This is a genomic window from Idiomarina sp. Sol25 (genome assembly GCF_033052775.1).
Lineage (GTDB): Bacteria > Pseudomonadota > Gammaproteobacteria > Enterobacterales > Alteromonadaceae > Idiomarina.
The window spans coordinates 210,082-233,033 of record NZ_JAUPEW010000003.1 but is presented as its reverse complement, the minus strand read 5'-3'; the positions used below and the strand labels follow the sequence as shown (position 1 = coordinate 233,033).

The following is a 22,952-nucleotide window of genomic DNA, read 5'->3' as shown; positions in this document are numbered from 1 at the left end:
ATTGCTAATAGTAATGATTATCAAATGCATTTCTATTTGGGTTTGGGGTGTTTGCTATGACATCGCCAAGTTGCTATAACTGCGCGCAAATTTTGTAACGTGTTTTAATCTCATGAGTCAGTCGTCTGATACCGTCGTTATGGTGCGTCCGCATCACTTTTTCTCTAACCCTGAAACGATGGATGATAATGCTTTCCAATCGATAGCAGAGCAAGGCGTAAACGTTGCTCAGGCGGCTTACGATGAAGTCACAAAGGCTGCAGAGCAGTTGCAGAGTAAAGGCGTTAAAGTTCACTTGTTTGAAGATACCGGCACAGAAACACCCGACTCAGTTTTCCCAAATAACTGGTTTAGTACTCACAGTACCGGAGAGTTCGTGCTGTACCCTATGTATTGCAATAATCGCCGTAAGGAACGCCGAGCAGACATTATCAACTTTTTGCTAGAAACTTATGGGTATGACCCAATACTCGACATTAGTGCATTAGAGCAAGAAGAAGTTTTCCTGGAAGGCACTGGTTCGGTGGTTTTTGATTACGATAAGAAATTGGCCTACGCAGCTCGCTCAAAAAGAATGGATGAGAACGCGCTGAAGCAATTGAGTGGGCAGTTGGGTTACCAGCCAATTGCTTTTGATGCCATTAGCAGTGACGGTAAGCCGGTGTATCACACTAATGTGCTTATGGCGGTTGGGAGTCACTTTGTTATGGCTTGCGTGGATATGATACGTGATGCTCAGCAACAACAGCAGTTTGTCCGATCAGTTAAAAGCTCGGGCAAAGCCTTAGTGCTATTAACCGAACAACAGATAAGAAACTTTGCAGGCAATACACTAGAAATAGGGGGTAACGGTCGCAAAATTCTCGCTATTTCGGAAACGGCTTTCCGTTCATTAAAAGCAGAACAAATCCAGCAACTGGAACAATGGGTTGAGCTATTGCCAATAGCGGTTCCCACCATAGAACTTGGCGGTGGCTCTATTCGTTGTATGTTGGCACAGGTGTTTCCAAAGACCTAAAAAACTATAAAGATCATTTATAAAATAAATTAAAACTATTATTTGACATTATATAGAATGTGCGTAGAGTAGTCGGCGTTGGATAAGAAACAGTTAGTTAAACACTCCTCTACGTCGCTTTACTCTTAGTAATATCTTCGTCCTGCAGTTTTAAGTTTCATTTTTTACCCCGCATGATCATCGCAACTGGGAACGCCCGGAGCGATTACTTATTTTATAAAATTTCAGGATATTTATTATGTCTAATACAGTAAACGGTGTTGTTAAGTGGTTTAACGAAGCAAAAGGTTTTGGTTTTATCGAGCAGAAAGGCGGCGCAGACGTATTCGCTCATTTCAGCGCGATTGTTAGCGACGGTTTCAAAACGCTAGCCGAAGGCCAAAACGTTTCTTTCTCAGTAACTCAGGGTCCTAAAGGTCCTCAGGCTGAGAACATCCAAGCAATTTAATTTGTATGGATTAAGCTTCTAAGCAAGCTAAAAATTATGAAGAGCAGCCCACGGGCTGCTTTTTTTGTGCCTGAATTTTGACACTGTTATTTTGTAACATTACTTGTCTGATTATTGACAAGTTTCGGCAAGACTATGACTATAGCTTTTATCAGAGGTTATTTTTCCCTCCCTAACAATTAACAGAAGAGACACTATGAAAAAGTTATTGATTGCTTTGTCTGTAGTCAGCTGTTTTGCGGCAGCTGATGAAGGTATGTGGATGCCCAAACAGTTACCGGAAATTGCCGATAAGCTAAAGGCGGCAGGTCTGACTATTGACCCTAATGATATTTCTAAATTAACCGAGTTCCCCGCTGCTGCCATTGTTAGCCTGGGCGGATGTTCGGCCTCTTTTGTGTCACCAGAAGGCTTAGTGGCAACGAACCATCATTGCGCTTACAACAGCATTGCTCATAACTCGACACCAGAGAACGATTTGCTTGCTAATGGCTTTTTAGCCAAAAATTTAAGTGCAGAAGTACCGGCGGCGCCGGGCAGTCGTATTTTTGTGACTAAAGCCGTTGATGAAGTGACTGACAAAGTTATTGATGCCAGTACAGCCGAGCTAAACGGTAAAGCACGTCTGGATGCCATAGAAGACAATAAAAAAGCTTTGGTGGCAGAGTGTGAAGAGGACGAAGGCCATCGGTGTCAGGTTGCAGCTTACTACGGTAGCCTGGAGTACTACCTTATTAAGCAACTGGAAATAAAAGACGTCCGTTTAGTCCATGCACCGGCAAGTGGTGTGGGCAAATTTGGTGGCGATACTGATAACTGGATGTGGCCACGTCATACTGGCGATTACAGCTTTTTACGCGCTTATGTCAGCCCGGAAGGTGAGTCAGCGGATTACAGTGAAGACAACGTACCTTATAAGCCGGATTACCACTTAACGATAGCCAGTGAAGGCCTGGAAGAGGGTGACTTTGTTATGGCGCTGGGTTATCCCGGCCGTACCAACCGTCACCGCCTGCCGTCTGAAGTAAAAGAAACCTTCGAGTGGAGCTACCCTAAAACGGTAGAGCAATTCCAGGACTCGTTGGAAATTATTGCGCGGGAAACCAAAGACAATAAAGACGCAGAGCTTAAATACGCCAGTCGCGTAGCGGGCCTGAACAACTACCTGAAAAACCGTCAGGGCATGCTGGACAGTTTTGCGAACAGCGACTTGTTAGAGCGCAAGCAGCAGGAACATAAAGAGCTGAGCGCCTGGGTTAACAGCAGCCGCGAGAATAAAAAGGCTTATGCTGACGACCTTAAAACCATTGAAACCTTATTACAGGAACGTCACGCTCAAAGTCGTGCCGATTATTTGCTGAATAACGCCACTCCGCGCCTGCTTATGGTTGCACGTGCTGTTTACCGCCTGGCTCAGGAAGGCACTAAGCCGGATGCTGAGCGTAAAGCGGGTTACCAGGAACGTGATGTACCGCGCTTTGAATCATACCTTGCCGGTATGGAGCGTAACTTTGACCCTAGCGTTGAAAAGGCGCTGGACTTGCACAACCTAAGCAATTATATGGCGCAGCCTAAGTCAGATCGTGACGCCGATTTTGATAAAGCTCTAGGCTTACGCGACGGCATGAGCGAAGAAGAGCTGAGCAACTTAATTGACAGCTGGTATGAAGCAACCGGTTTAACCGATTTGGATAGCCGCATGGCTTTGCTGGAATACAACCCAGAGCAGTTTGAGCAAAGCGATGATTCCTTCGTGAAAGCCGCTGTCGCCTTATACCCTTCTGACTTAGAAGAAGAGAAAGAAAGTGAAGAACTAGCCGGCGAAATTCAGGAAGCTTACGCCAGTTATATGCGGGCAAAAATTGCCTTTATGCAGAGCAAAGGTCAGGCCGTTTACCCTGACGCTAACAGCACCTTGAGAATTACCTACGGTAACGTTGCTGGCCGTGCGCATGGTACTGAAGATGGTAATGCCTGGGCTCCTTTCACTACCCTGCGGGGCGTGACAGAAAAAGCCACGGGTGAAGGCGAGTTTAATGCGCCGCAAGAACAACTGAAGGCGATTGAAGCAGATGACTTCGGTCCTTATGAAAAAGCGGATTTAAATTCTGTACCTGTGAACTACCTTGCCACTTTGGATATTACCGGCGGCAACTCGGGGTCTGCGGTTCTGAACCATAAAGGCGAATTTGTCGGGCTGGCTTTTGACGGCACACTAGATTCAATTATTTCCGACTGGGACTTCAACCTGGAGAACACCCGTTCTATTCAGGTAGATGTCAGATACATGCTGTGGCAAATGCAGTATGTTGATCACGCAGATAACGTATTGCGTGAGTTAGGCGTCAGTACAAGCCAGTAGTTATTATTTAACGTAGTAGCTATAGCAAAACCACCATCGTTAATTTTTAGCGGTGGTGGTTTTTTTGTTGTGCTGGCAGAAGGCGAGCAGGAAGAATAAGATGGTCGGAAAATAGCGCTGTAAAAGTAGATGGTATGCCAATAACAAAAATATTCGCCTTACGTTGCCCAATAGAGCACTCACCTTTGCAGGCGGTGGGTGGCAGCTGGCGCTGTGATAATGGTCACAGCTATGATGTGGCAAAACAGGGATACGTGAATTTGTTGCCGGTGCAGAATAAGCGCTCGAAAGATCCCGGCGACAGCAAAGCCATGGTGCAGGCACGGCGGGAGTTTCTGGAGCAGGGTTATTATGAACCGCTGGCGCAGGTTCTGGCAGATACTGTGTTAGCACAGGGCGAGCAGGCGGTGCTCGATGCCGGTTGCGGCGAAGGCTACTACCTGCGCTACTTGGTTGAACAGGCGGAACAAAAAGGTACGGATTTAAGTGTGGCTGCCCTGGATATTTCAAAATGGGCAGTGCAGGCTGCGGCAAAACGCGATAAACGCCTAAGCTGGATGGTTGCTTCCAATAACTCTATTCCACTGGACGATAACAGTGTCGATACCCTTTTATGCGTGTTTGGCTTCCCTGTTGAAGCTGAATTTAAGCGGGTTCTAAAGCCCGGCGGGCGGCTGATTATGGTAGACCCTGCAGGTGATCACCTAAAAGAGCTAAAAGCCATTATTTATTCTGAGATAAAAACAAAGTCAGATAACCTGCCTGTAAACTCAGAATACTGGTCTTTAGCATCAGAGCAGCGAGTGACCTTCCAATTTGAACTGAATAATAATGATACTATTAAAAACTTACTCACTATGACACCACACCTCTACCGTAGCAGCGCCGATGGACGCGAACGCGCCGGGGCTATCAGCTCTTTACAGCTGACCGCTGATGTCTGGGTGCGGGTTTTTACTTTGAGCGCCTAACGCATGCGAGCAGTTATTCATTCAACAATCACCACTGTGGCCAAAAACGACTGGGATCGCCTGTTTGGGAGCCATTATCCCTTTACGCGCTATGATTTTCTGCTGGCGCTTGAGCAGGGTGGCAGTCTTGGGCTGCGGCGCGGCTGGTTGCCGCAATATGCTGTTGTTTATGATGACAATGAAACCATGGTTGCGGCTATGCCGTGGTTTAAGAAAACGCATTCCTATGGTGAGTATCTGTTCGACTGGGCATTCGCCGAAGCTTTTGAACGCTATGGTTTTCAATATTACCCTAAGCTGATTAACGCAATACCTTTTACCCCATGTCAGGGACCGCGTTTGGCTATTAGCGAGGGCGTTAACCGCGGAGAGATGCTGTCTATTATTGAGTCGGAGTTGTTAAAGCAACATGACGTCAGTAACTTGCAGAGTTTGTATGTTGAACCTGACTTAAGCCGTGCTTTAACCGAAGAAGGCTGGTGGCAGCGCTTCGATATTCAGTTTCTCTGGCAAAACCGGGACTACAGAAGTTTTGATGATTTTTTAGCGGCTCTGGTGTCGCGTAAGCGTAAGTCGATTCGTAAAGAGCGGCAAAAGGTTTCTGAACAAAATATGCAAATGCGAACTCTGCAGGGTAATGAGTTAACTGCGGAGTTTTGGCAGCAATTTACTCTGTTCTACCAGCGTACTTATTTAAAACGTTCGGGGCATGGCGGCTATTTAACCCCTGCTACCTTTAAACTATGGGCTGAACATTTAGCCGATTATATTATAGTTTTCGCTGCCTACAGAGACGGCAACATGCTGGCTGCTTCTTTGTGCTTTAAAGGCGAAGATACACTTTACGGACGCTACTGGGGTTGTCGGGAAGAGCTTGAATTCCTGCACTTTGAGGCCTGTTATTACCAGGGAATTGAGTTTTGTATAAATCACGGGCTACAGTATTTTGACGCGGGTGCTCAGGGTGAGCATAAATTGCATCGCGGTTTTGAACCGGTATTGCGCGAAGGCTTTTACCGTTTTATGGAGGCGCCTCTTAGCGACGCCATTGAGCAGTATTGTCAGGATGAAAGCCGTGCGTTACGCGAACACCTGAAAACACTGCAAACCTATCTGCCTTATAAAACCAGCGATTAATACAACGGCCATACCAGCAGTATCATCACCAGCGCCACCGCTGAAACCAGTAGGGACAACGGCAGGCCAAGCCGCCAGTAGTCGCTAAAGTTGTAACCACCCGGACCCATAACCAATATATTCGACTGGTGGCCTATAGGGGTTAAGAAAGGTACTGCGGCACCAATAGCAACCGCCATTAAAAACGGGTCCATACTGGCACCAAAGCTGTTCGCCATACTAATGCCAATGGGGGCCATAAGTACTGCTGCCGCGGCATTGTTAACAATATTGGATAGCAACATGGTCACTATTAGCAGTAAACCCACCGCAACAAATTCTGGCGAGCCCTCGCTGACATAAAGCACTGCATTGGCAATAGTGTCGGCAGCACCGCTACGCTCCAGTGCAGACCCCAGTGGAATGGTTGCGCCCAGCAGAACAATAATAGGCCAGTCTATGGCGTCGTAAAGCTCTCGCAGAGGCAAAATATTGGTGATAACCATAAGGCCTGCTGCCAGTGAGAAAGCGACAGGAACCGAGATTAAGCCAAACGCAGCCGATAAAATGGTTGCAGCAAAAATACCTAGCGGCAACATTAACCGCTTTGAGGAACCTATGCGCAAGCTGCGCTGTGCTAACGGGAAGCAGCCAAAGCGCTGAAATACATCATCGAGGATTTCAGCGTCGCCCTGCAGTAATAAAACGTCGCCCGGTTTAAAGCGAATATTTGCCAGTGCGGTTCCCAATTTCTGACCCTCGCGGGCAACACCCAATACATTAATACCGTAGCGGCTGCGCAGTTTAATGTCGGCAGCCGAGCGGCCGATAAGCCGGGAGTCATGTCCGACAATACCTTCTATTACAGTAATGTCGTCGGATTTTAAAAAGCGGTCATCAATTTCTTCTTCGGCATTGAGCTCCAGTCCGGTTCCGTCAATGACTTGCTGGATGGTTTCCGCATTGGCTTCAACTATCAGCACGTCCTCGGCTTTTAGTCGTAAATAACGAGCCGGAGCGGACCAACGCTTTTCGCCACGTTGTAGTGCAACAATCACAAAGTCTTCTTCGCTTCGGTTTTCCAGCTCATACAGAGTTTCACCAACGAAATTGGAGCCTTCAGGTACATAGAGTTCGGTCAGGTAGCTGCTGACATCATACAGCGACTGCGATTTCGACTTTCCGGCTTTTTCTGGAACCAGCCAATGGCTTAACAGCCACATAAAAAGCAAACCGGCTATGGCAATACTGAGGCCAACCGGAGTAAATTCAAAAATACCAAAGGACTCGCCCATAGCCTCGCGACGAATGTCAGCAATAATAATGTTTGGTGGCGTACCCACCATAGTAATGGCGCCGCCCAGTAATGAACCAAAAGCCATAGGCATAAGCAATTTGGATGGGTTGTTGCCACTGCTGCGGGCAAGTTGAAGGGCGACCGGGATCATTATCGCCATGGTGCCGGTATTGCTGATAAAAGCCGAGCAGACCGTAGTGACAGAGGTCAGGGCTATCATCTGTACCCAGCGTTTATCGCCAATGTTTTTCATGGCTGAGGCAAGGGCGTCGACGACACCAGAGCGCCACAGCGCCTGGCTGATTATTAGTACAGCAGCCACGGTAATGACAGCGGCGTTACCAAAACCACTGAATACTTCTGCGGTTGGCACCAGACCAAGAATAGCTGCGGATAATAGCGCCATCATAGCAACCAGGTCGTAACGCCACTTATCTATGACGAAAAGCACCAACATGGCGACTAAGATTATTCCAATGAGCCATTGATCCAGCATTCGGTGTGCACCTTTTAATTTTTAAAGGTTGAAGATTGCACAGTGTTGGGTTTGAAGCAATAGCGTCTAAATTGATAAATCGGCTAAAAGCCTGACGTTTTTGTGCCAGGCTTTTAGCTGTCTGGTGGAACTAGCCGGCCTACATGGGCAGCACTTCTAATACAGCAACGTAAGAACCCTGGCGTTTGGTAGCCGGGGCTTCGCCGTTGTCGTCGGCGTATTCTGCTTCTAACCAGTACATGCCAGGTTCATCCAGAGTGAAAGTGACTTCGCCTTTCTCGTCGGTCGTTAACTTGGTTGGTTGTGCCTGGTCACGATAACGCTCACCACCTTTTATTAAGACAATTTCAGTTCCGGTAGCTGCGGTACCATTAATATTAAATTTAAAGGTAATGTTTTCACCGGTGTACAAATCGTTCGGGTGGGTCACTGGTTCAAGTTCCAGACCGCTGCCGGTTGGACCCAGGGTGTCATAAGTTGGCGCACCAGAGGTAACAAAGGTTTCAACACGACGTGAGCGTTCACTAACCTCTAACTCTTTAGCGTCCTGAGGAACTTCTTTGTAGAAGTCTTCATTGGTTTTTTGCGCACCACGTGGCGGCCAGTACTGACGTTCACCTTCGTCATCTACCCAGCGTGCAGATAAACCTGAGCTGGCTGAATAAATGGTGTAAGTACCTTCTTTTTCCAGTTCAATATCAAACACCGAGCGATACTTGCCTTTATGGCCATTCTCCAGAGTCACATCGGAGCCATCTGGTGCCATAGCTTTCACGTAATCTAAGCTAAGCGGATAATGATCTGGGTAAAAAATGCCATTGGCGATAGCAGCATCAAAAGTCACCCATTCGGAGTCGCCGGAGACGACGGTGGCGCTTGGTTTAATCCAGACCCGGTGAGCTTCACTGCTGGTGCTCGCAAATAAGGTCAGCACAGCCAGGCTGGTCGTAAGTACAGAAGATAGTTTCATGATTAAGGCTCCAGTTTTAATGACACTCGGCCAAGCTCGTGCTCGCCGGTTTCTGAGATGGATATTGAGCTATCAATAGGTAAAGACAATGGCAGGCGCAGCATTTCGCGACCGCCGACTTCGCGCGCGGCTTCTACATACAAGTAGTACTGGCCGGGCTCTAGTTCCGGTAATTTGGTTAATAACGGTGTTAAGTCCACCTTGTGAGTGCCGGGCCGGCGAGTTGCGCCCGATACACCGTCTATTGGCATCTCGGCCATACGACCGCTACGACGCCACCACTGGCGCATGTCTTTAAGCCATTTTTCGCCTTCGTTATCTTTTAGGTTAACGTCGTACCAGACCGCAATATCAGCTACCCGTTGGTTGCGTTCATTGGCCAGCCATACCGCTAGGTAAGGTGCGTGATATTCGGCGACTGAAAGGCGGGGAATTTCGACATTGAGTTCGTTTTCAGCAGCGTGTGCTGATCCCATAACGGCGAACAAAGGAATGATGAAGCCAGCCAGAACCAGTGGCCAGGTGGATTTGCGCCCTTTACTGTATTTTTTCAAAAGTAATAACCCCGTAATTGTGAATAAAATGCTGGCAATGGCAAATACGTCAATGAACAGGCTCCAGAGAAAACCGGTGTTGCGGGCTTTATGGAGATCATTGAAGTAGGCTATCCAGCCGCGATCGGTGGTTTCAGAATAAAAAGCACCACTGGTTAAATCGACGCTGAACCAGCTGTCCCCGCCGGGACGGGGCATGGCGACGTACAACTCGTAGTCACTCCATTCGATTTCGGCATTTGAACTGATGCTGTTTTGCGTCGTATCTTCGTACCAGCGGTGGAAAAAAGTTGGTAGAGCGTCATTCCCTGAAGCATTCGCCAACCGGTCCAATTCCGTTTGTGGGAGAGAGCTTTCATGGCTTTCGACGCTGGGTGCGGATTCTATCCAGCCAGCATGGTTCAGCGTTATACCGGTGACGGAAAACAACAACATGCCAATGAGGCAAACGGCAGAGCTTATCCAATGCCAGTCTTTTAAAGACCACCCTCTGCGGCCACCCGAGCGTCGAGCCATTAACTTTTCTTCCTTTACAAACAAGAGTGAATGTATCTTATATAAAAACCGTTCTCATTTGCAATACTTAATGATAAAAATTCTCATTTAGATTTAATGCGGTTATGTTATGATGTGCACAAAATCGCCAATGAGGAACAGTTATGAGAAGTATCATTGCGGAAAAAGTGACTCAGGTACGTCACTGGAACGATACCCTGTTTAGCTTCAGAACCACGCGTCAGCCAAGCTTTACCTTCGAAAATGGCCAGTTTATAATGATGGGACTGCAACTGGAAGATAAGCCTTTGCTCAGGGCTTACAGCATTGCCAGTGCAAACCACGAAGAAGAGCTTGAGTTCTTCAGTATTAAAGTGCCGGACGGTGCTTTAACGTCACGCTTGCAACATATTAAGGTGGGTGACGAAGTGGTGTTGTCGACACGCCCTACAGGGACGTTAGTACCCGGGCACTTACTACCAGGCAAAAACTTGTACCTGCTCAGCACCGGCACCGGGTTAGCGCCTTTTATGAGCGTTATTAAAGACCCCGACATTTACGAACAGTACGATAAAGTCATTTTGGTTCACGGTGTGCGCTGGGTTTCTGAGTTGGCGTATCAAAAAGAAATCTGTGAAATTTTGCCAAACAACGAATACTTTGGTGACTGGGTGCGGGAAAAACTCATTTATTACCCGACTGTTACCCGTGAGCCCTTTCGTGACGGAGCGCATCAGCAACGTATTACCGATTTGCTCGAGTCAGGAACTTTAACCAAAACCATTGGGCTACCGGATATTAATCCGGAGCACGATCGCTTTATGTTGTGCGGTAATGACGCTATGCTTCAAGATCTGATGGTTATTCTCAATGAACGAGGTTTTAGTAAAGCAACGTCACGTAAGCAAGGCAGCTACGTGATTGAGCAGGCCTTTATTGAAAAATAAAGAGCATTGAGAAGTAGAGAGTATTGAAAAATAAGCAGGTGTATGACCCAGAAACAAAGTAAAAAAGCATTAGTGGCAGAAGGTGGTGCCATGCGCGGTATCTTCGCCGCTGGTGTGCTGGACGGTTTTCTTGAAACCGGACAAACCGACTTTGATTTCGCAATTGGGGTGTCGGCAGGTTCAACCAACCTGATTGGTTTTCTTGCCGGCGACCACGGACGTAACCGTAAAATTCTCTTGCAGCACGCGCTACAACCAGAGTTTTTGAACTGGCGGCGCTTTTTAAAAGGTGGGCACTTTTGCGATGTAAGCTGGCTTTGGCACGCTTCATTTGAACAAGTGCCGCTGAACACCCGTCATTACCTGGAGCAGAACCGGCCTTTATACGTTGTAACGACCAATGTTGATACGGGGCTTCCGGTGTATACCAGGGTCACAGCTGACAACTTACATGAACTGTTTCCTGCTTCCTGTGCTATTCCACTGGCCTACCGCGAGTTTCCATCCGTTGGTGGAGCGCCAATGACTGATGGCGGACTGGGGGACTCCATACCGGTGATTAAAGCCTATGAAATGGGTGCACGGGATATAACGGTTATTTTGTCCCGGCCGCGAGGTTTCCGAAAGAAGGTAAGACCCTTACCTAAGTTTACTAAACGGTTTTTTAAACACCATCCTGCTTTATTTGATGCCGTCGCCAGGCGCTCGGAGGTTTATAATGACGCTATTAACTTTATTGATAACCCTCCTGCGGACTGTGAAGTGACCGTTCTGGCTCCGCCGGAGGGGTTTCCGGTCGGGCGTTTCACTCAAGATAAAAAGCTGCTGGAGCAAGGTTATGAAATGGGAAGAGCCGCCGCATTGGCAACAACTGCTGCGTGATGTCCGCGCGTGTACCTTGTGTGAGCCAGAGCTGCTGCTTGGTGCTCGTCCTGTTGTTCAGTTGCACCCTAAAGCCAGAATTCTAGTTGCCGGACAAGCCCCCGGAAAGCGCGTTCATGCCTCAGGTAAGCCTTTCGATGACCCTAGCGGCGACAGGCTTCGTCAGTGGATGGGCATTGATAAAGACACTTTTTACAATGCCGAAGAGCTGGCGATTATTCCTATGGGTTTTTGCTATCCGGGCACCGGTAAGTCTGGTGATCTTCCGCCACGGCCAGAGTGTGCGCCTACCTGGCGAAATAAAGTACTGGAGCAGTTGCCTAATCTGGAGCTTACATTAGCCATAGGTCAGTATGCTCAGCAGTGGCATTTACAGGAGCCCAAAAGAAGCCTGACCGAGCGCGTAAAAGATTGGCGTAATTATTGGCCGAGCCTGTTACCTATGCCGCATCCAAGCCCTAGAAACAATTTATGGTTACGCCGGAACCCTTGGTTTGAAGCCGAAGTCATTCCGGAGTTAAAACAACGGGTGAGAGAACTGCTTTGACTTTTGTAGGGGTTCTGTATAGTTTTGTGAAGCACTTCATAACAATAACTTATAACAATTGAGGCGTATTATGGAAAATCAAAATACTAATATGGAAAACCAAAGCAATAATAATGACGTTATCTCTACCGGCAACTGGTTCGTTACCCTTCTAATTACGGCTATTCCGCTTATTGGTATTATAATGTTGTTTGTCTGGGGCTTTTCAGATGGCACCAATTTAAACAAGAGAAACTGGGCCAGAGCTGCACTTATCTGGGTCGCTATCGTTATTGTGATTAATATCTTTATGTTTTTCGGCATGCTTGGCATGGCTGGATCAATGAACGGCGGTTATTAACTGTCGCATTTATGAACCCCAGAAAATGGCGAATCTGGCACCGCTGGTTATCTCTTCTTTTTGGCCTGCAGCTAGTGGTATGGAGCATCAGTGGCGCCTATATGGTGTTCTTTGATTTAAGCTTCATTCATGGCGACCATCTAGTGAAAAAGCTTGAACAGCCTATAGCGAAGAATACGTTAATTTCTCCGGTAAGCTGGGTATTAGAACAACATCCACAAGCCACGTCGGTGCGCCTTATGCACCAGTGGATAGACGGCTCGCTGCGGACGGTTTATCGTGTTGAAAGCCAAACCAGTACGCAATTGCTGAGCGCCGAATCTTTGGAGCCGGTGAAGCTTGACCGCATGGATATTGGCTATATTGCGCGTCAACACTCCACCGGTAACGAAAAGACAAAAGCTCAGGTTAGCTATATTGAAGACCGGGCACCTGGTGAACTTAACCCTGCTTTGTTACCCGTATGGCGAGTAGATTTTAATGATTTGGCCGGTGCTACCTTATATTTCTCGGCGACAACCGGGGAGCTCGTAACCAAACGACATAACTTCTGGCGACTGTTCGACTTTTTCTGGATGCTCCACATAATGGATTACCAAGACCGGTCGGATATCGAAACCTGGTGGTTAAAGGCATTTAGCATCGCGAATATACTTTTTGTAATGACCGGTACGGCTCTGCTTTACTTCCATTTGCGGCCGCGTAGAAAAAGCAGGCGAGCGGCATGAGGTTTGTGCGTAAGCTGCATCGCTGGCTGAGTCTGGTCATTCTTATACAAGTGCTTATCTGGCTGGTTAGTGGCCTGTACTTCGGCTGGGTGGGTCACCAGAGTCTGGCTGCCCATGACTACTTTCAAAGCGCTGCGAAAGCGCCGGTAGGGTCTGTTTTTTACCCTGAAAATGCCTTAATTGAGCGTTTTGATAACGTTAAAAGTGTGGAAATACGCTCAATTTCGCAGATGGCTCAGTACGTCGTTTTGACAATTGATGGCTCCAGACATTATGTGAATGCCCAGACTGGCGAGCGCTGGCAAACCTCCGCACCGCTGGCGGCAAAACTGGCACGACAAAGCTATAACGGGCCGGGCTCGGTTAAAGAAGTACAGGCCGTAACGGGCAGTGAGGAAATTATTGACTGGAACAAACCCGGTTACAGAGTCACTTTTACCGACGAGACTCGTACGCGAGTGTATGTTGACGCTGGTTCCGGTGAAGTGGTTGATCACCGCAATAATAGTTGGTGGCTAAGTGACTGGATGTTTCGTTTACACTTTATGGATTACAGTGGCGAGCGCGACTTTAACAGCTTACTGAACATTATTGCCGCTACCATCGCGCTATGGTTTAGTTTGTCAGGCTTAATTTTACTTGGTCGCAGTTTAAAACACCGGCAGTTACTCTAGAGCTGGTGGCTACCACCAGCGTCCTATTTTACGACAATAGCTTTTGTAAGCTTCACCAAAAGTTTCGGTTAAAATACGTTCTTCCGGCAGAATTTGAAAGCGCTGCATATAGGCCACATATAACGCCAGCCCCCACAAAGAAAAGACACTTCCCAGAAAAACACCCCAGGCCATAAGCAAAAAGAAGAAGCCTAAATACATGGGGTTACGTGTTCTTTGGTATATTCCGGTAGTAACAAGTTCGGTGCTTTTGTTCGGAGCGCGTGGGTCTACTGTGGTTTGTGCTCTGCGAAAACCAATAACGCCAAGCAAAGGCAGCAAGACTCCTAATACCAAGAGAAAAATAGCAGCGGCGCGCTGACCGACATAAAATTGGTTAAAGGCCTGCGTATAGTGAGCCGTTAACCACATTAAACCGGCGACTATGGCAACAACCAGCAACGGTGGTATTTTGAGTTCAAGTGATTTCATGGCAAAGTGGCGCCCCTTTTAGCGAAGACAAGAAATATGACGACCGATACCCATCAAATTATTGAGCAAACTCGGCACTGGGTGCAACAGCTGATTGTAAAGTATAACATCTGTCCGTTTGCACGCCGCGAAGTTGAGCGCAAGAGTATTCGCTATAGTGTAGCCGAAAATCGCAAGCCACAAGCTGTTTTACAGCAGTTGCTGGATGAAGCTAAACACCTGGATACCGCAGCTGAAACCGAGACCACACTGCTAATTCTTCCGTCGGGGTTTGAAGGCTTTTACGAATTTTTGAACCTGGTTGATATTGCCGATGCTTTGCTTATTGAGGAAGGTTACGAAGGGGTGTACCAGCTGGCGCATTTTCACCCCGATTACTGTTTTGAGGGAGAGGCCCAGGATGATCCGGCAAATTATACCAACCGTGCTCCGTATCCAACGCTACATTTACTGCGCGAGGCCAGCATTGAAGAGGCGCTGGAAAATTATGACGACCCTGAATCGATTCCTGAGCGCAATATTGAATTTGCCCGACGTAAAGGTGCTGAATTTTTTAAAGGAATCTTGACAACTTAAAGTCTAAGTTGTTGCTAAACTATTACTGATAGTGAATTACTTAAAGCTGCGTCTTCTGTCGAACTGAAAGTAATGAGGCCTTATGAAAAAGCATCATATTACCCATAGAATTATTGAACAGCTGCCAACAATGGTGGCTTATATCGACAGAGCAAGACTTTTCCGTTTTGTAAATGGGTCCTATGCAGGGTTTTTTGACCTGACTCCAGAGGAAATGCTAGGCAAGCCATTAACCGATGTACTGAGCGAAGAGTCTTATCAACGCATAAAACCGAATCACGACTATGTTTTTGCTACCGGCAAAAAAATGGAATTTTCAGATTCTGTCACTTTTCGTAACGGCCGCAAGAACTTTTTAGATATTCGTTACCTACCTGAAACAGATGAGCAAGGTCGTGTTATTGGAATTTATGAGCTTATTGAGGATGTCAGTAGCTATTATGCTTCAGTTGATGTTATGCGTACTCTCCATGAAGTCATTCACAAGCGGGGGCGGCGCATTGACCCAGCCTCTATTGATGAACTATTAAAAGTGGGTGTTGAGTATTTAGGAGTTGATATAGGTACAGCGAGTTCCATACAAAACGGTATCTATACCATTGAATGGGTGCAAAGCGCGAAAATGGACTTCTCCGCCGGAGCGCAGCTACCGCTGGCAACCACCTATTGCTCCGTTGTGCTTAAGGCAAACCATTTAATATTCACTAACGATGCCTCAAGAGATTCACGTTTCAAAGAGCACGCAAGTTATCAAACTTACGGTCTGGAGAGTTATATCGGTGCGCCGCTAATTATCGATGATCAGGTTTGGGGAGTGCTAGGTTTCGCCCGAAAAAGCAAAAGAGCTGAACCTTTTACTGAGCTTGAGGTTGAAATTGTACGAATGATGGGCACCGCCCTGGAAACTGTTATTGCCGAACAGAAAGTGCGTTCAGATTTAATCCGGCAGCGGGACGATATGGCTTTAATTGCTTATACTGATGCATTAACTGGGTTAAAAAATCGCTCGGCTGGTATGGAAATACTGGAGCAGGGTTTAACCCGGCAAAATGGTGAGCAGGGTTTTGTTGTTTCAGTTATCGACTTCGATCACTTTAAAACGATTAACGATACTTATGGTCACGATATTGGTGACAGGGTATTGATTACTGGCTCTGAAGCCATGTCAGCGGCGGTTCGTAGCAGTGATAGTGTCGTTCGGGTAGGTGGTGAAGAATTTATGGTTGTGCTTGCTTATGCTGACCATGAAAGTGCCGCGCAAGTACTGGAAAGGGTGCGCTCGGCGGTTGAGGAAACGGTAATTACCCTGGACTCGGGTGAAATTATTAATCCAACGGTAAGTGTTGGTGCGTCAGAAAGCCGACCAGAAGATGATGTTTCTAGTATCTACAGAAGAGCGGATCAAGCGCTGTATAAGGCTAAGCGAGAAGGTCGCAACCGTATTGTCTGGGCTGAAGAAAATGGTGCTTGAATGTATTATGAAAATAACTTGATAAATCGTTTGACTCACAGTGGAATAAGCGTAGACTCCATTGGGTCGGATAGATAGAAAGACAGTTAGTTAAAATACTCCACTTCGTTGACCTATTATTATTAATACCATCGTCCTGTAGTTCTAAGTTCTTATTTTTACCCGCATCATCGGTCTGAATGACCAAATACTTAAAATTTACAGGAAGATATATTATGTCTGATAAAATTACTGGTTCAGTAAAATGGTTTAACGAAGCAAAAGGCTTCGGTTTCATCGAACGTGAGAACGGCGCAGACGTTTTCGCACATTTCAGCGCTATTTCTAGCGACGGTTTTAAAACCTTAACTGAAGGCCAGCGCGTTGAGTTCGCAGTAACTCAAGGCCCTAAAGGTCCTCAGGCTGAGAACATCGTAGCGCTGTAATTACGCGCCTCGAAGTCTAAAAGGGCAACCCTCGGGTTGCCTTTTTTTGTGCCTGTAAATCGGCGCTAGTGAGCGATCTAAACTAAGCTTATGTTACGTAAGCTCAGACAATGAAATACTTAAGGAGGTCGATGATGAAAGTAGCAGTTATAGGCGCAAATGGAAAAATTGGTCAGCATTTAGTTGAACAGATGCAACACGCAAAAACGCACGAAGTGATTGCGGTGGTGCGCAAGGAAGAGCAGCAAAAAGCTTGGGAAGACCGAGGGGTTACGGCGAAATTAGGTGATTTGGAAGGCTCCGTGTCAAAATTGGAAGAGCTGCTTCAGGGTGTTGATGCTGTGGTATTTACGGCAGGTTCAGGTGGCAGCACCGGTGACGATAAAACCTTATTAGTCGACTTAGACGGCGCAGTGAAAACAATGGAAGCGGCTGAATCTGTTGGTGTAAGACGCTTTGTTATGGTCAGCGCATGGCAGTCGAACAATCGTGAGAACTGGGCCGAAGCCCTGCTTCCTTACTATGCTGCTAAGCATTATGCAGACCGCGAGTTAATGCGCACTAAACTTAACTGGACCATTGTGCGTCCTGGAGCATTAACCGACGAAGAAGCAACCGGCAAAGTGGTTGTTGGTGAATCGTTGGCACCAGGTTCAGTGCCACGTGAAGATGTTGCCAGTGTTTTACGCCGGTGTCTGGATGAAACCGGTACCGAGCTTAGAGCTTTCGACTTAATGTCGGGTGACAGTGAAGTAGAGCACTCACTGCAGTCTATGAAAGAAATGGCTTAGCACTTCAATCGTCCGTTCAGTTTTCGCCGGTATGTTGTCTTTAATAGGCAGCACGGCGTACACGCTGTACGGACTGCCTTCCCATTCTGGCAACAAGCGCAATAAACGCCCACTCTCAATGTAATGCTTAATTTCCGGCTCTGGAAGTATCGCATACCCAACACCATCGAGAGTCAACTGCACCACCGTCTGCATGTTGTTCAGTAGCACTTTAGGCTTGGGAAAATCTTTATTGGGTAAACTGGGTAAGTGCCCAATAAAACAACCTTCGGGTAAGTCGTCAAAGCTTTTTATCGAATGCTCAGCCGCAGGGTGCTCAGCAGCAATGCAGGGAACCATGTGCCAGTCAGCCAAATGCCTGGCGTATAAGGCCGAGTCGGCCAGCGGACCAATGCGAATAGCCAAATCTGCCCCCGCGGTAATGAGATCGATAGGCTCATCGGTCATATGCAGTTGAAAGCTTACGTTAGTAAATTCTTGCTGCAGCTGTTTTAAGGGCTCGCTCAACAAACCTCCGCCAAAACCCACGGGCGCAATAATTTTTATTTGCCCTTGCGGGTGATTCGTTAATTGATCCCAGCGCTCCTGGTTTTTAGCTGCAATAGACAACATGTCGAGGCACGACTGATAAAAAACCTGACCGGCTTCGGTAAGTGAAAGTGAACGTGTATTGCGGTGAAAAAGCGAAATTCCGTTGTCGTTTTCCAGTCGCTGCAACTGCTGGCTAATGGCGGACACTGTCATGTGCAGTTCATTTGCAGCGGCACTCATACTGTTAAGTTCCACCGTACGGCTAAAGGCTTTTAATGATCGAATCATTTTCGGATTCATGTTTTAAGTCCTGCTAAAGAAGCTTTCAATATTTTTGAAATTGCTGATCCCATAGTACCAGTTAAAATCTTTAATGAAAATAATTCGCATTTATATTTCATTAGGGGATGAACATGAATTGCAGTATCAGCGGCTTAAAATTGAGCATTCTAGCATTAACTGTAGCATCAGCTGTAGGCGTTGCTCAGGCGCAGGAACAGGATAAGCCAAAAAGAAAACATCATAAGCATAAAGACATGGAAGTTATGGTGGTAACGGCGTCGGGTGTTGCTCAGCATTTAAAAGAAGCTCCCGCTTCAATCTCCGTTATTGACAGAAAAGACCTTTCTCAGCGTTTTTATAAAGATTTAACCGATGCTATGACCGACGCCCCGGGCGTTATTGTGACCGGCGGCGGTGACCGGCAGGACATTAGTCTGCGCGGTATGGGGGCCGACTACACATTGATTTTAGTCGATGGTCAGCGCCAGAGCTCGCGTGAAACCCGCCCAAACAGTGACGGCCCCGGGGTTGAAGGAGCCTGGACACCACCACTGGCGGCAATTGATCGCATAGAGGTTATTCGGGGGCCTATGTCATCACTTTACGGTTCAGACGCAATAGGCGGCGTTATCAATATTATTACCCGTAAAACGCCGGAAGAATGGCGCTCGGAAATTCGCGTTGACGGCACCCTGCAGGAACGTTCAGAGTCAGGCAATAGCTACCAGACTAACTTGTTCACCTCTGGCTCGCTCATTAAAGACACTTTGGGAATTCAACTGTCCGCCGGTTATACACGTCGTTTGGAAGATGACATCGTTTCTGGCTACCGGGATAAAACCGCAGAAGATGCCGACTTAAAATTGGCTTACACACCAAACCGTGACCACGAAATCTTGTTTGAAGTAGGTACCGCTAAGCAAAGCATTGACGCTTCTGTGGGCAAAACTATTGAGCCGCTGGCACCGGGCGAGGAATGTGGTCGCCGAGGATGCCCTGAATCATCGACGACTGAGTACGACAGTAATAGCGTATCCATTGCCCACAACGGCCAGTGGGGCTTGGTTGGCGCCCGCAGTTATTTAAAGCGCGATGAATTTGAAAACAAAGCGCGTCTTATGACCATTACTAATACTGACTTTCAGAGTCACTGGAACTTACCACTGCTTGAAGAAAGCTCTATGAACCTAGGTGTTGCGTATCAGGAAGAAGAGCTGGAAGATTTAACCAGTAACCAGGTAAGCGACCGCACCAATATCGAAGGCTCACAATGGTCGGCATTTGCAGAAACAGCCTGGCCAGTCTTTACTGACTTTAAGCTGACGACGGGTGTCCGTTACGATGACGACGATATCTTTGGTGGGCACTGGAGCCCCCGAGTTTACGGCGTTTATACATTAAGCCGGGCAACAACCGTTAAAGGTGGTGTTTCCACTGGGTTCCGTGCCCCGGGTTTGCGAGAAACAACAGCCGACTGGGGGCAGGTCAGTCGTGGTGGTAATATTTACGGCAACCCGGAATTGAAAGCCGAAACCTCGACTAACTACGAGTTAGGTTTATACACCGATTGGGGACGCCGTAGTTCAACCTCAATAACCGTGTTCTACAACGAGTTTGATGACAAAATTACTCGTGTAGATTGTCCTGAAGCTATCTGTACCGACGGACCTAATCAGTTTGGCTCTATGCCAACCACCCGGATTAACATTGATGAAGCTGTTACTCGAGGTATTGAAATGACCTTAAGCACTCATTTCAGCCGGGAGTGGTCACTGAAAGGTAACTACACTTACACCGACTCTGAGCAGAAATCCGGTGAGTATAAAGGCGAGCCATTAAACCAGCTACCGAAGCACTTAGTACAAACCTCACTGAACTGGAAGCCAAGTAAGCGTTGGAACAGCTGGTTGCGTGTTCATTATCGTGGTGAAGAGAGTCAACCGACAACCGGACCTTCACAGCGTTCTCTTGTCGCGCCGTCTTACACACTGGCGGATTTTGGTGTGAACTACTTTGTTACGCGTGACTTAAAGCTGGCTGCGGGTGTTTACAACTTGTTCGACAAAGAAATTGGCGTAGAAGAATACGGCTATGTTGAAGACGGCCGACGCTTATGGTTGTCAGCCGCCTACAGCTTCTAAGTTCTTATAGAATGTTGTTTAAGGCTATACCGATACCAAAACGAGTCTGTTTGTGATTGTAATCAACCAAGCTTTCTCCGTAACCGGTGAAAATTGAGGTATAGCCAATAAACTTCCCGCCTATGGGGAAGGTCCAGTTAAGTTCTGCTGACCCTCTTCCGGTATCTATGGCATGACGAAGCCTGAGAATGTACTCGAAGTCACCATCGTTATAGGCGGTGGTGAATTCATAGTCACCCACGTAGTCGGTAATATTCGGGTTGTCGTCACCACTAGATTGCATAGGCTCTGTTTTTGGGTCTTCCTGAAACCGTAGCCAGGGTTTTAGCGAGAAAACAAAGCGACCTTTTTCTACCACAAATTGCATATAACCGCGGTTCCAGCTTCGTGACAGCGGCTGGCTGCGCCCGTTGGACAAATGCTCTAAACCAAAAACCAGTGCTGTATTAGTACCAAAAGGATGCCAACCTGTTGGTGTGGCATAAAATATTTCGGGCATGTAGTTGGTTTCGCGGAATGGTTTGGAAATATTATCAGAATAAACTTGCCACCAGGATTGCACGGTTAAGCCGAAGAACAGTTTATCCTCTTCAAACAGCAGGCTTTCTTCGTTAAATGGTATTTTAAAACTGATCTGGAATTTCGCTTCGTAGTCTTCGAGGCTTTGTTCGTACCCATCCACATCTGCGTATTCCTTTCGGTTAATATTATTAGTCGTAATAACAGGCAATAAATAATTACGACGATGCGGCGTTAATACGTAAGGGTCAAACTGGGTGACTTCTTCGCTTCTCATTCGGCTAGTTAACGCGCCAGGTTCTGCTACAGCATCCACTTCAACAATGTCTTCGTCGTCAGCAGAGCGAAGTTTCTGCTCGCATTCAGACCTTACGTCGGCAATAGTGGTGTCAGCCTTCGTATTGTTCATTTCATCCAGCAGACATTGCTGCATATCAGACAGTTCTTGCGCCTGGACATTAACCGCTGCTAGTGCGGTAATTCCCGATGCAATTATCCAGATCCATTTTTTCATAAGCGCAAGCTTCCTTTATTAACAATCTTTGTATTATAGCTTACTAGGCGATTATAGATCACACGTTTACAAAGTAGAGCCTGAATAAATTAAAAAATTACGAACAATGGATAAATTAGCCGAAAGACCACTAGGTTGTACTGGGTTATATCGTATTCATAGGCCCCATCGGAAGGACAAAAAGGCGGCTGCTCGTTGTCGGGCGCTCGCCTACCCCACAAAATAAAAAAGGACGTTTGGACGTCTAGAAATCTAAATATCCTAGTGTTAAGCTCGCATAAAGACTTCTCCAGGAGAACTTATATGCTTAAACTTATTTTTGTTGGTACTGGCAACATTGGAAAATGTTGGCTTGAGCAATTTGCACCTCATCTTCCTTTATCGGTTTCTGTGCACGCCCTGACTAACTCGAAAGGAATGCAGAGCGTGCGAGAAGGTGTTTCACTGTTAGATCAGATACCCCAGGAGGATTCGGGTAAGGGGTTAGAAGAAGTTACTGAGTCCATTAGCAAGGTGCTTGCTACGGGGGATTCAGTCGCGGTGGTTGATGTTACTGCTTCTGAAGCGGTAAGCGGCTATTACCCAAATTGGGTCGCGATGGGCGCTGATATTATTAGTGCAAATAAGTACGCGGGATCCAGCACTCAGAGCTCTTATGACGTTTTACTGGAGTCGCTACGAAAGTATGATCGGCGGTGGCTTTATAATACGACAGTAGGTGCAGGGTTACCCGTGCAAAAAGCTATCCGTGAACGGCGAGCTTGCCATGATCAAATTTTACATCTAGAGGGAAACCTTTCAGGTTCTTTGTCTTGGATATTTCAACAGTTTAAGCGTGGCGACAGATTCTCTGAGTGGCTTAAGAAGGCATCTGACGCAGGTATGACAGAACCTGATCCTCGGGTTGATTTAAGCGGGATTGATGTTGCCCGGAAGCTACTTATTCTGGCGCGTGAAGCTGGCTGGAAGCTGGAACTGGCTGACATCAAAGTACAAAATCTAGTTCCTCCCGCATTACGTGAAGTGTCACTGGATGAATTTTGGCAAGAGGTGAACCTGCTTGATGATTTGGTTGGTGACGCGCCGCGTTACCATTACTTAGGACGCGTTGTTATCCGAAAAAATGGCGATATTGAGGGTAGTGCCGGCCTTCAGGAGATTAAGAGTTCCAGCTCTTACGCTAACTTACCGCCTGGAAATGCCAGTTTTACGATTAAGAGCCAGCAATACTTAGATAACCCATTAGTCATTCAGGGACCAGGAGCAGGTCGCGTTGTTACTGCAGCCGGTGTGCACAGCGACATCCTGGAGTTGGTTTAAAGTACTAATTTTCAAAAACTTTATTATGTAACGGGGTTGTAGCATGTGCCTTGATTTTTTAGATGG

The 22,952-nt window shown here is 47.0% G+C and carries 23 protein-coding genes; 17 read left to right on the top strand and 6 right to left on the bottom strand.

What is annotated here, in order from left to right:
- Positions 1-112 precede the first annotated feature (112 nt).
- The 5 genes from ctlX to Q5L94_RS07035 all read left to right on the top strand — a co-directional run bounded on the left by ctlX (position 113) and on the right by Q5L94_RS07035 (position 5,936).
- Complete coding sequence (ctlX, locus tag Q5L94_RS07055; protein WP_317497741.1) at positions 113-1,018, top strand: citrulline utilization hydrolase CtlX; 906 nt, start codon at positions 113-115, stop codon at positions 1,016-1,018.
- Between the two features lie 238 nt (positions 1,019-1,256).
- Positions 1,257-1,466, top strand: coding sequence for a cold-shock protein (locus tag Q5L94_RS07050; RefSeq protein WP_054490405.1), 210 nt, complete (start codon positions 1,257-1,259; stop codon positions 1,464-1,466).
- A gap of 196 nt (positions 1,467-1,662) precedes the next feature.
- The gene (locus Q5L94_RS07045; protein ID WP_317497740.1) at positions 1,663-3,828 is read left to right on the top strand and encodes a S46 family peptidase; all 2,166 of its coding nucleotides are present in this window, start codon (positions 1,663-1,665) and stop codon (positions 3,826-3,828) included.
- A 134-nt stretch (positions 3,829-3,962) separates the two neighbouring features.
- A complete protein-coding gene (locus tag Q5L94_RS07040; RefSeq protein WP_317497739.1) occupies positions 3,963-4,799 on the top strand; it encodes a putative RNA methyltransferase in 837 nt (278 codons plus the stop codon).
- 3 nt (positions 4,800-4,802) lie between these two features.
- Positions 4,803-5,936, top strand: coding sequence for a GNAT family N-acetyltransferase (locus Q5L94_RS07035; RefSeq protein WP_317497738.1), 1,134 nt, complete (start codon positions 4,803-4,805; stop codon positions 5,934-5,936).
- Here Q5L94_RS07035 and Q5L94_RS07030 read toward each other — a convergent pair.
- The 3 genes from Q5L94_RS07030 to Q5L94_RS07020 all read right to left on the bottom strand — a co-directional run bounded on the left by Q5L94_RS07030 (position 5,933) and on the right by Q5L94_RS07020 (position 9,748).
- Complete coding sequence (locus Q5L94_RS07030; protein ID WP_317497737.1) at positions 5,933-7,708, bottom strand: SLC13 family permease; 1,776 nt, start codon at positions 7,706-7,708, stop codon at positions 5,933-5,935. The two genes, Q5L94_RS07035 and Q5L94_RS07030, sit on opposite strands and share 4 nt — an antisense overlap.
- A 139-nt stretch (positions 7,709-7,847) precedes the next feature.
- The gene (locus Q5L94_RS07025; protein WP_317497736.1) at positions 7,848-8,678 is read right to left on the bottom strand and encodes a DUF4198 domain-containing protein; all 831 of its coding nucleotides are present in this window, start codon (positions 8,676-8,678) and stop codon (positions 7,848-7,850) included.
- Positions 8,679-8,680: 2 nt separating this feature from the next.
- The gene (locus Q5L94_RS07020; protein WP_317497735.1) at positions 8,681-9,748 is read right to left on the bottom strand and encodes a PepSY-associated TM helix domain-containing protein; all 1,068 of its coding nucleotides are present in this window, start codon (positions 9,746-9,748) and stop codon (positions 8,681-8,683) included.
- A 143-nt stretch (positions 9,749-9,891) separates the two neighbouring features.
- Between Q5L94_RS07020 and Q5L94_RS07015 the strand changes: the two genes are divergently transcribed.
- The 6 genes from Q5L94_RS07015 to Q5L94_RS06990 all read left to right on the top strand — a co-directional run bounded on the left by Q5L94_RS07015 (position 9,892) and on the right by Q5L94_RS06990 (position 13,845).
- Entirely contained in the window at positions 9,892-10,674 is a 783-nt protein-coding gene (locus tag Q5L94_RS07015) for a ferredoxin--NADP reductase (RefSeq protein WP_317497734.1), read from the top strand.
- 42 nt (positions 10,675-10,716) lie between these two features.
- The gene (locus tag Q5L94_RS07010; RefSeq protein ID WP_317497733.1) at positions 10,717-11,556 is read left to right on the top strand and encodes a patatin family protein; all 840 of its coding nucleotides are present in this window, start codon (positions 10,717-10,719) and stop codon (positions 11,554-11,556) included.
- Entirely contained in the window at positions 11,513-12,103 is a 591-nt protein-coding gene (locus Q5L94_RS07005) for a uracil-DNA glycosylase family protein (protein WP_317497732.1), read from the top strand. The genes Q5L94_RS07010 and Q5L94_RS07005 overlap by 44 nt, the downstream gene beginning before the upstream one ends.
- A gap of 70 nt (positions 12,104-12,173) precedes the next feature.
- Positions 12,174-12,443, top strand: a complete 270-nt coding sequence (locus Q5L94_RS07000) for a hypothetical protein (RefSeq protein ID WP_317497731.1) — start codon at positions 12,174-12,176, stop codon at positions 12,441-12,443.
- An 11-nt stretch (positions 12,444-12,454) separates the two neighbouring features.
- The gene (locus Q5L94_RS06995) at positions 12,455-13,171 is read left to right on the top strand and encodes a PepSY domain-containing protein (RefSeq protein ID WP_317497730.1); all 717 of its coding nucleotides are present in this window, start codon (positions 12,455-12,457) and stop codon (positions 13,169-13,171) included.
- Positions 13,168-13,845 carry a PepSY domain-containing protein gene (locus Q5L94_RS06990; protein WP_317497729.1) on the top strand — a complete coding sequence of 226 codons (678 nt, stop codon included), beginning with the start codon at positions 13,168-13,170 and terminating at the stop codon, positions 13,843-13,845. Before Q5L94_RS06995 ends, Q5L94_RS06990 begins: the two co-directional genes overlap by 4 nt.
- A gap of 9 nt (positions 13,846-13,854) precedes the next feature.
- Here the strand turns inward: Q5L94_RS06990 and Q5L94_RS06985 are convergent, their stop codons facing one another.
- On the bottom strand, positions 13,855-14,316 hold the full coding sequence (locus Q5L94_RS06985; protein WP_317497728.1) for an isoprenylcysteine carboxylmethyltransferase family protein: 462 nt from the start codon (positions 14,314-14,316) through the stop codon (positions 13,855-13,857).
- Between the two features lie 36 nt (positions 14,317-14,352).
- Here Q5L94_RS06985 and Q5L94_RS06980 point away from each other — a divergent pair, with 36 nt between their 5' ends.
- The 4 genes from Q5L94_RS06980 (at position 14,353) to Q5L94_RS06965 (ending at position 17,579) form a co-directional block, all read left to right on the top strand.
- Entirely contained in the window at positions 14,353-14,892 is a 540-nt protein-coding gene (locus tag Q5L94_RS06980; RefSeq protein ID WP_317497727.1) for a DUF1415 domain-containing protein, read from the top strand.
- A gap of 82 nt (positions 14,893-14,974) precedes the next feature.
- Positions 14,975-16,363 carry a diguanylate cyclase gene (locus Q5L94_RS06975; RefSeq protein ID WP_317497726.1) on the top strand — a complete coding sequence of 463 codons (1,389 nt, stop codon included), beginning with the start codon at positions 14,975-14,977 and terminating at the stop codon, positions 16,361-16,363.
- A gap of 215 nt (positions 16,364-16,578) precedes the next feature.
- The gene (locus Q5L94_RS06970) at positions 16,579-16,788 is read left to right on the top strand and encodes a cold-shock protein (RefSeq protein ID WP_054490368.1); all 210 of its coding nucleotides are present in this window, start codon (positions 16,579-16,581) and stop codon (positions 16,786-16,788) included.
- A 131-nt stretch (positions 16,789-16,919) separates the two neighbouring features.
- On the top strand, positions 16,920-17,579 hold the full coding sequence (locus Q5L94_RS06965) for an SDR family oxidoreductase (protein WP_317497725.1): 660 nt from the start codon (positions 16,920-16,922) through the stop codon (positions 17,577-17,579).
- Here Q5L94_RS06965 and Q5L94_RS06960 read toward each other — a convergent pair.
- Positions 17,550-18,398 carry a LysR family transcriptional regulator gene (locus tag Q5L94_RS06960; RefSeq protein WP_317497724.1) on the bottom strand — a complete coding sequence of 283 codons (849 nt, stop codon included), beginning with the start codon at positions 18,396-18,398 and terminating at the stop codon, positions 17,550-17,552. The genes Q5L94_RS06965 and Q5L94_RS06960 overlap by 30 nt on opposite strands.
- A 125-nt stretch (positions 18,399-18,523) precedes the next feature.
- Here Q5L94_RS06960 and Q5L94_RS06955 point away from each other — a divergent pair, with 125 nt between their 5' ends.
- A complete protein-coding gene (locus Q5L94_RS06955; RefSeq protein ID WP_317497723.1) occupies positions 18,524-20,533 on the top strand; it encodes a ligand-gated channel protein in 2,010 nt (669 codons plus the stop codon).
- A gap of 4 nt (positions 20,534-20,537) precedes the next feature.
- On the opposite strand, the gene Q5L94_RS06950 is transcribed toward Q5L94_RS06955, so the two are convergent.
- Positions 20,538-21,566: a phospholipase A gene (locus Q5L94_RS06950; RefSeq protein WP_317497722.1), complete on the bottom strand. Its 1,029-nt coding sequence runs from the start codon at positions 21,564-21,566 to the stop codon at positions 20,538-20,540.
- Between the two features lie 303 nt (positions 21,567-21,869).
- Between Q5L94_RS06950 and Q5L94_RS06945 the strand changes: the two genes are divergently transcribed.
- Positions 21,870-22,886: a hypothetical protein gene (locus Q5L94_RS06945; RefSeq protein WP_317497721.1), complete on the top strand. Its 1,017-nt coding sequence runs from the start codon at positions 21,870-21,872 to the stop codon at positions 22,884-22,886.
- Positions 22,887-22,952: the final 66 nt, after the last annotated feature.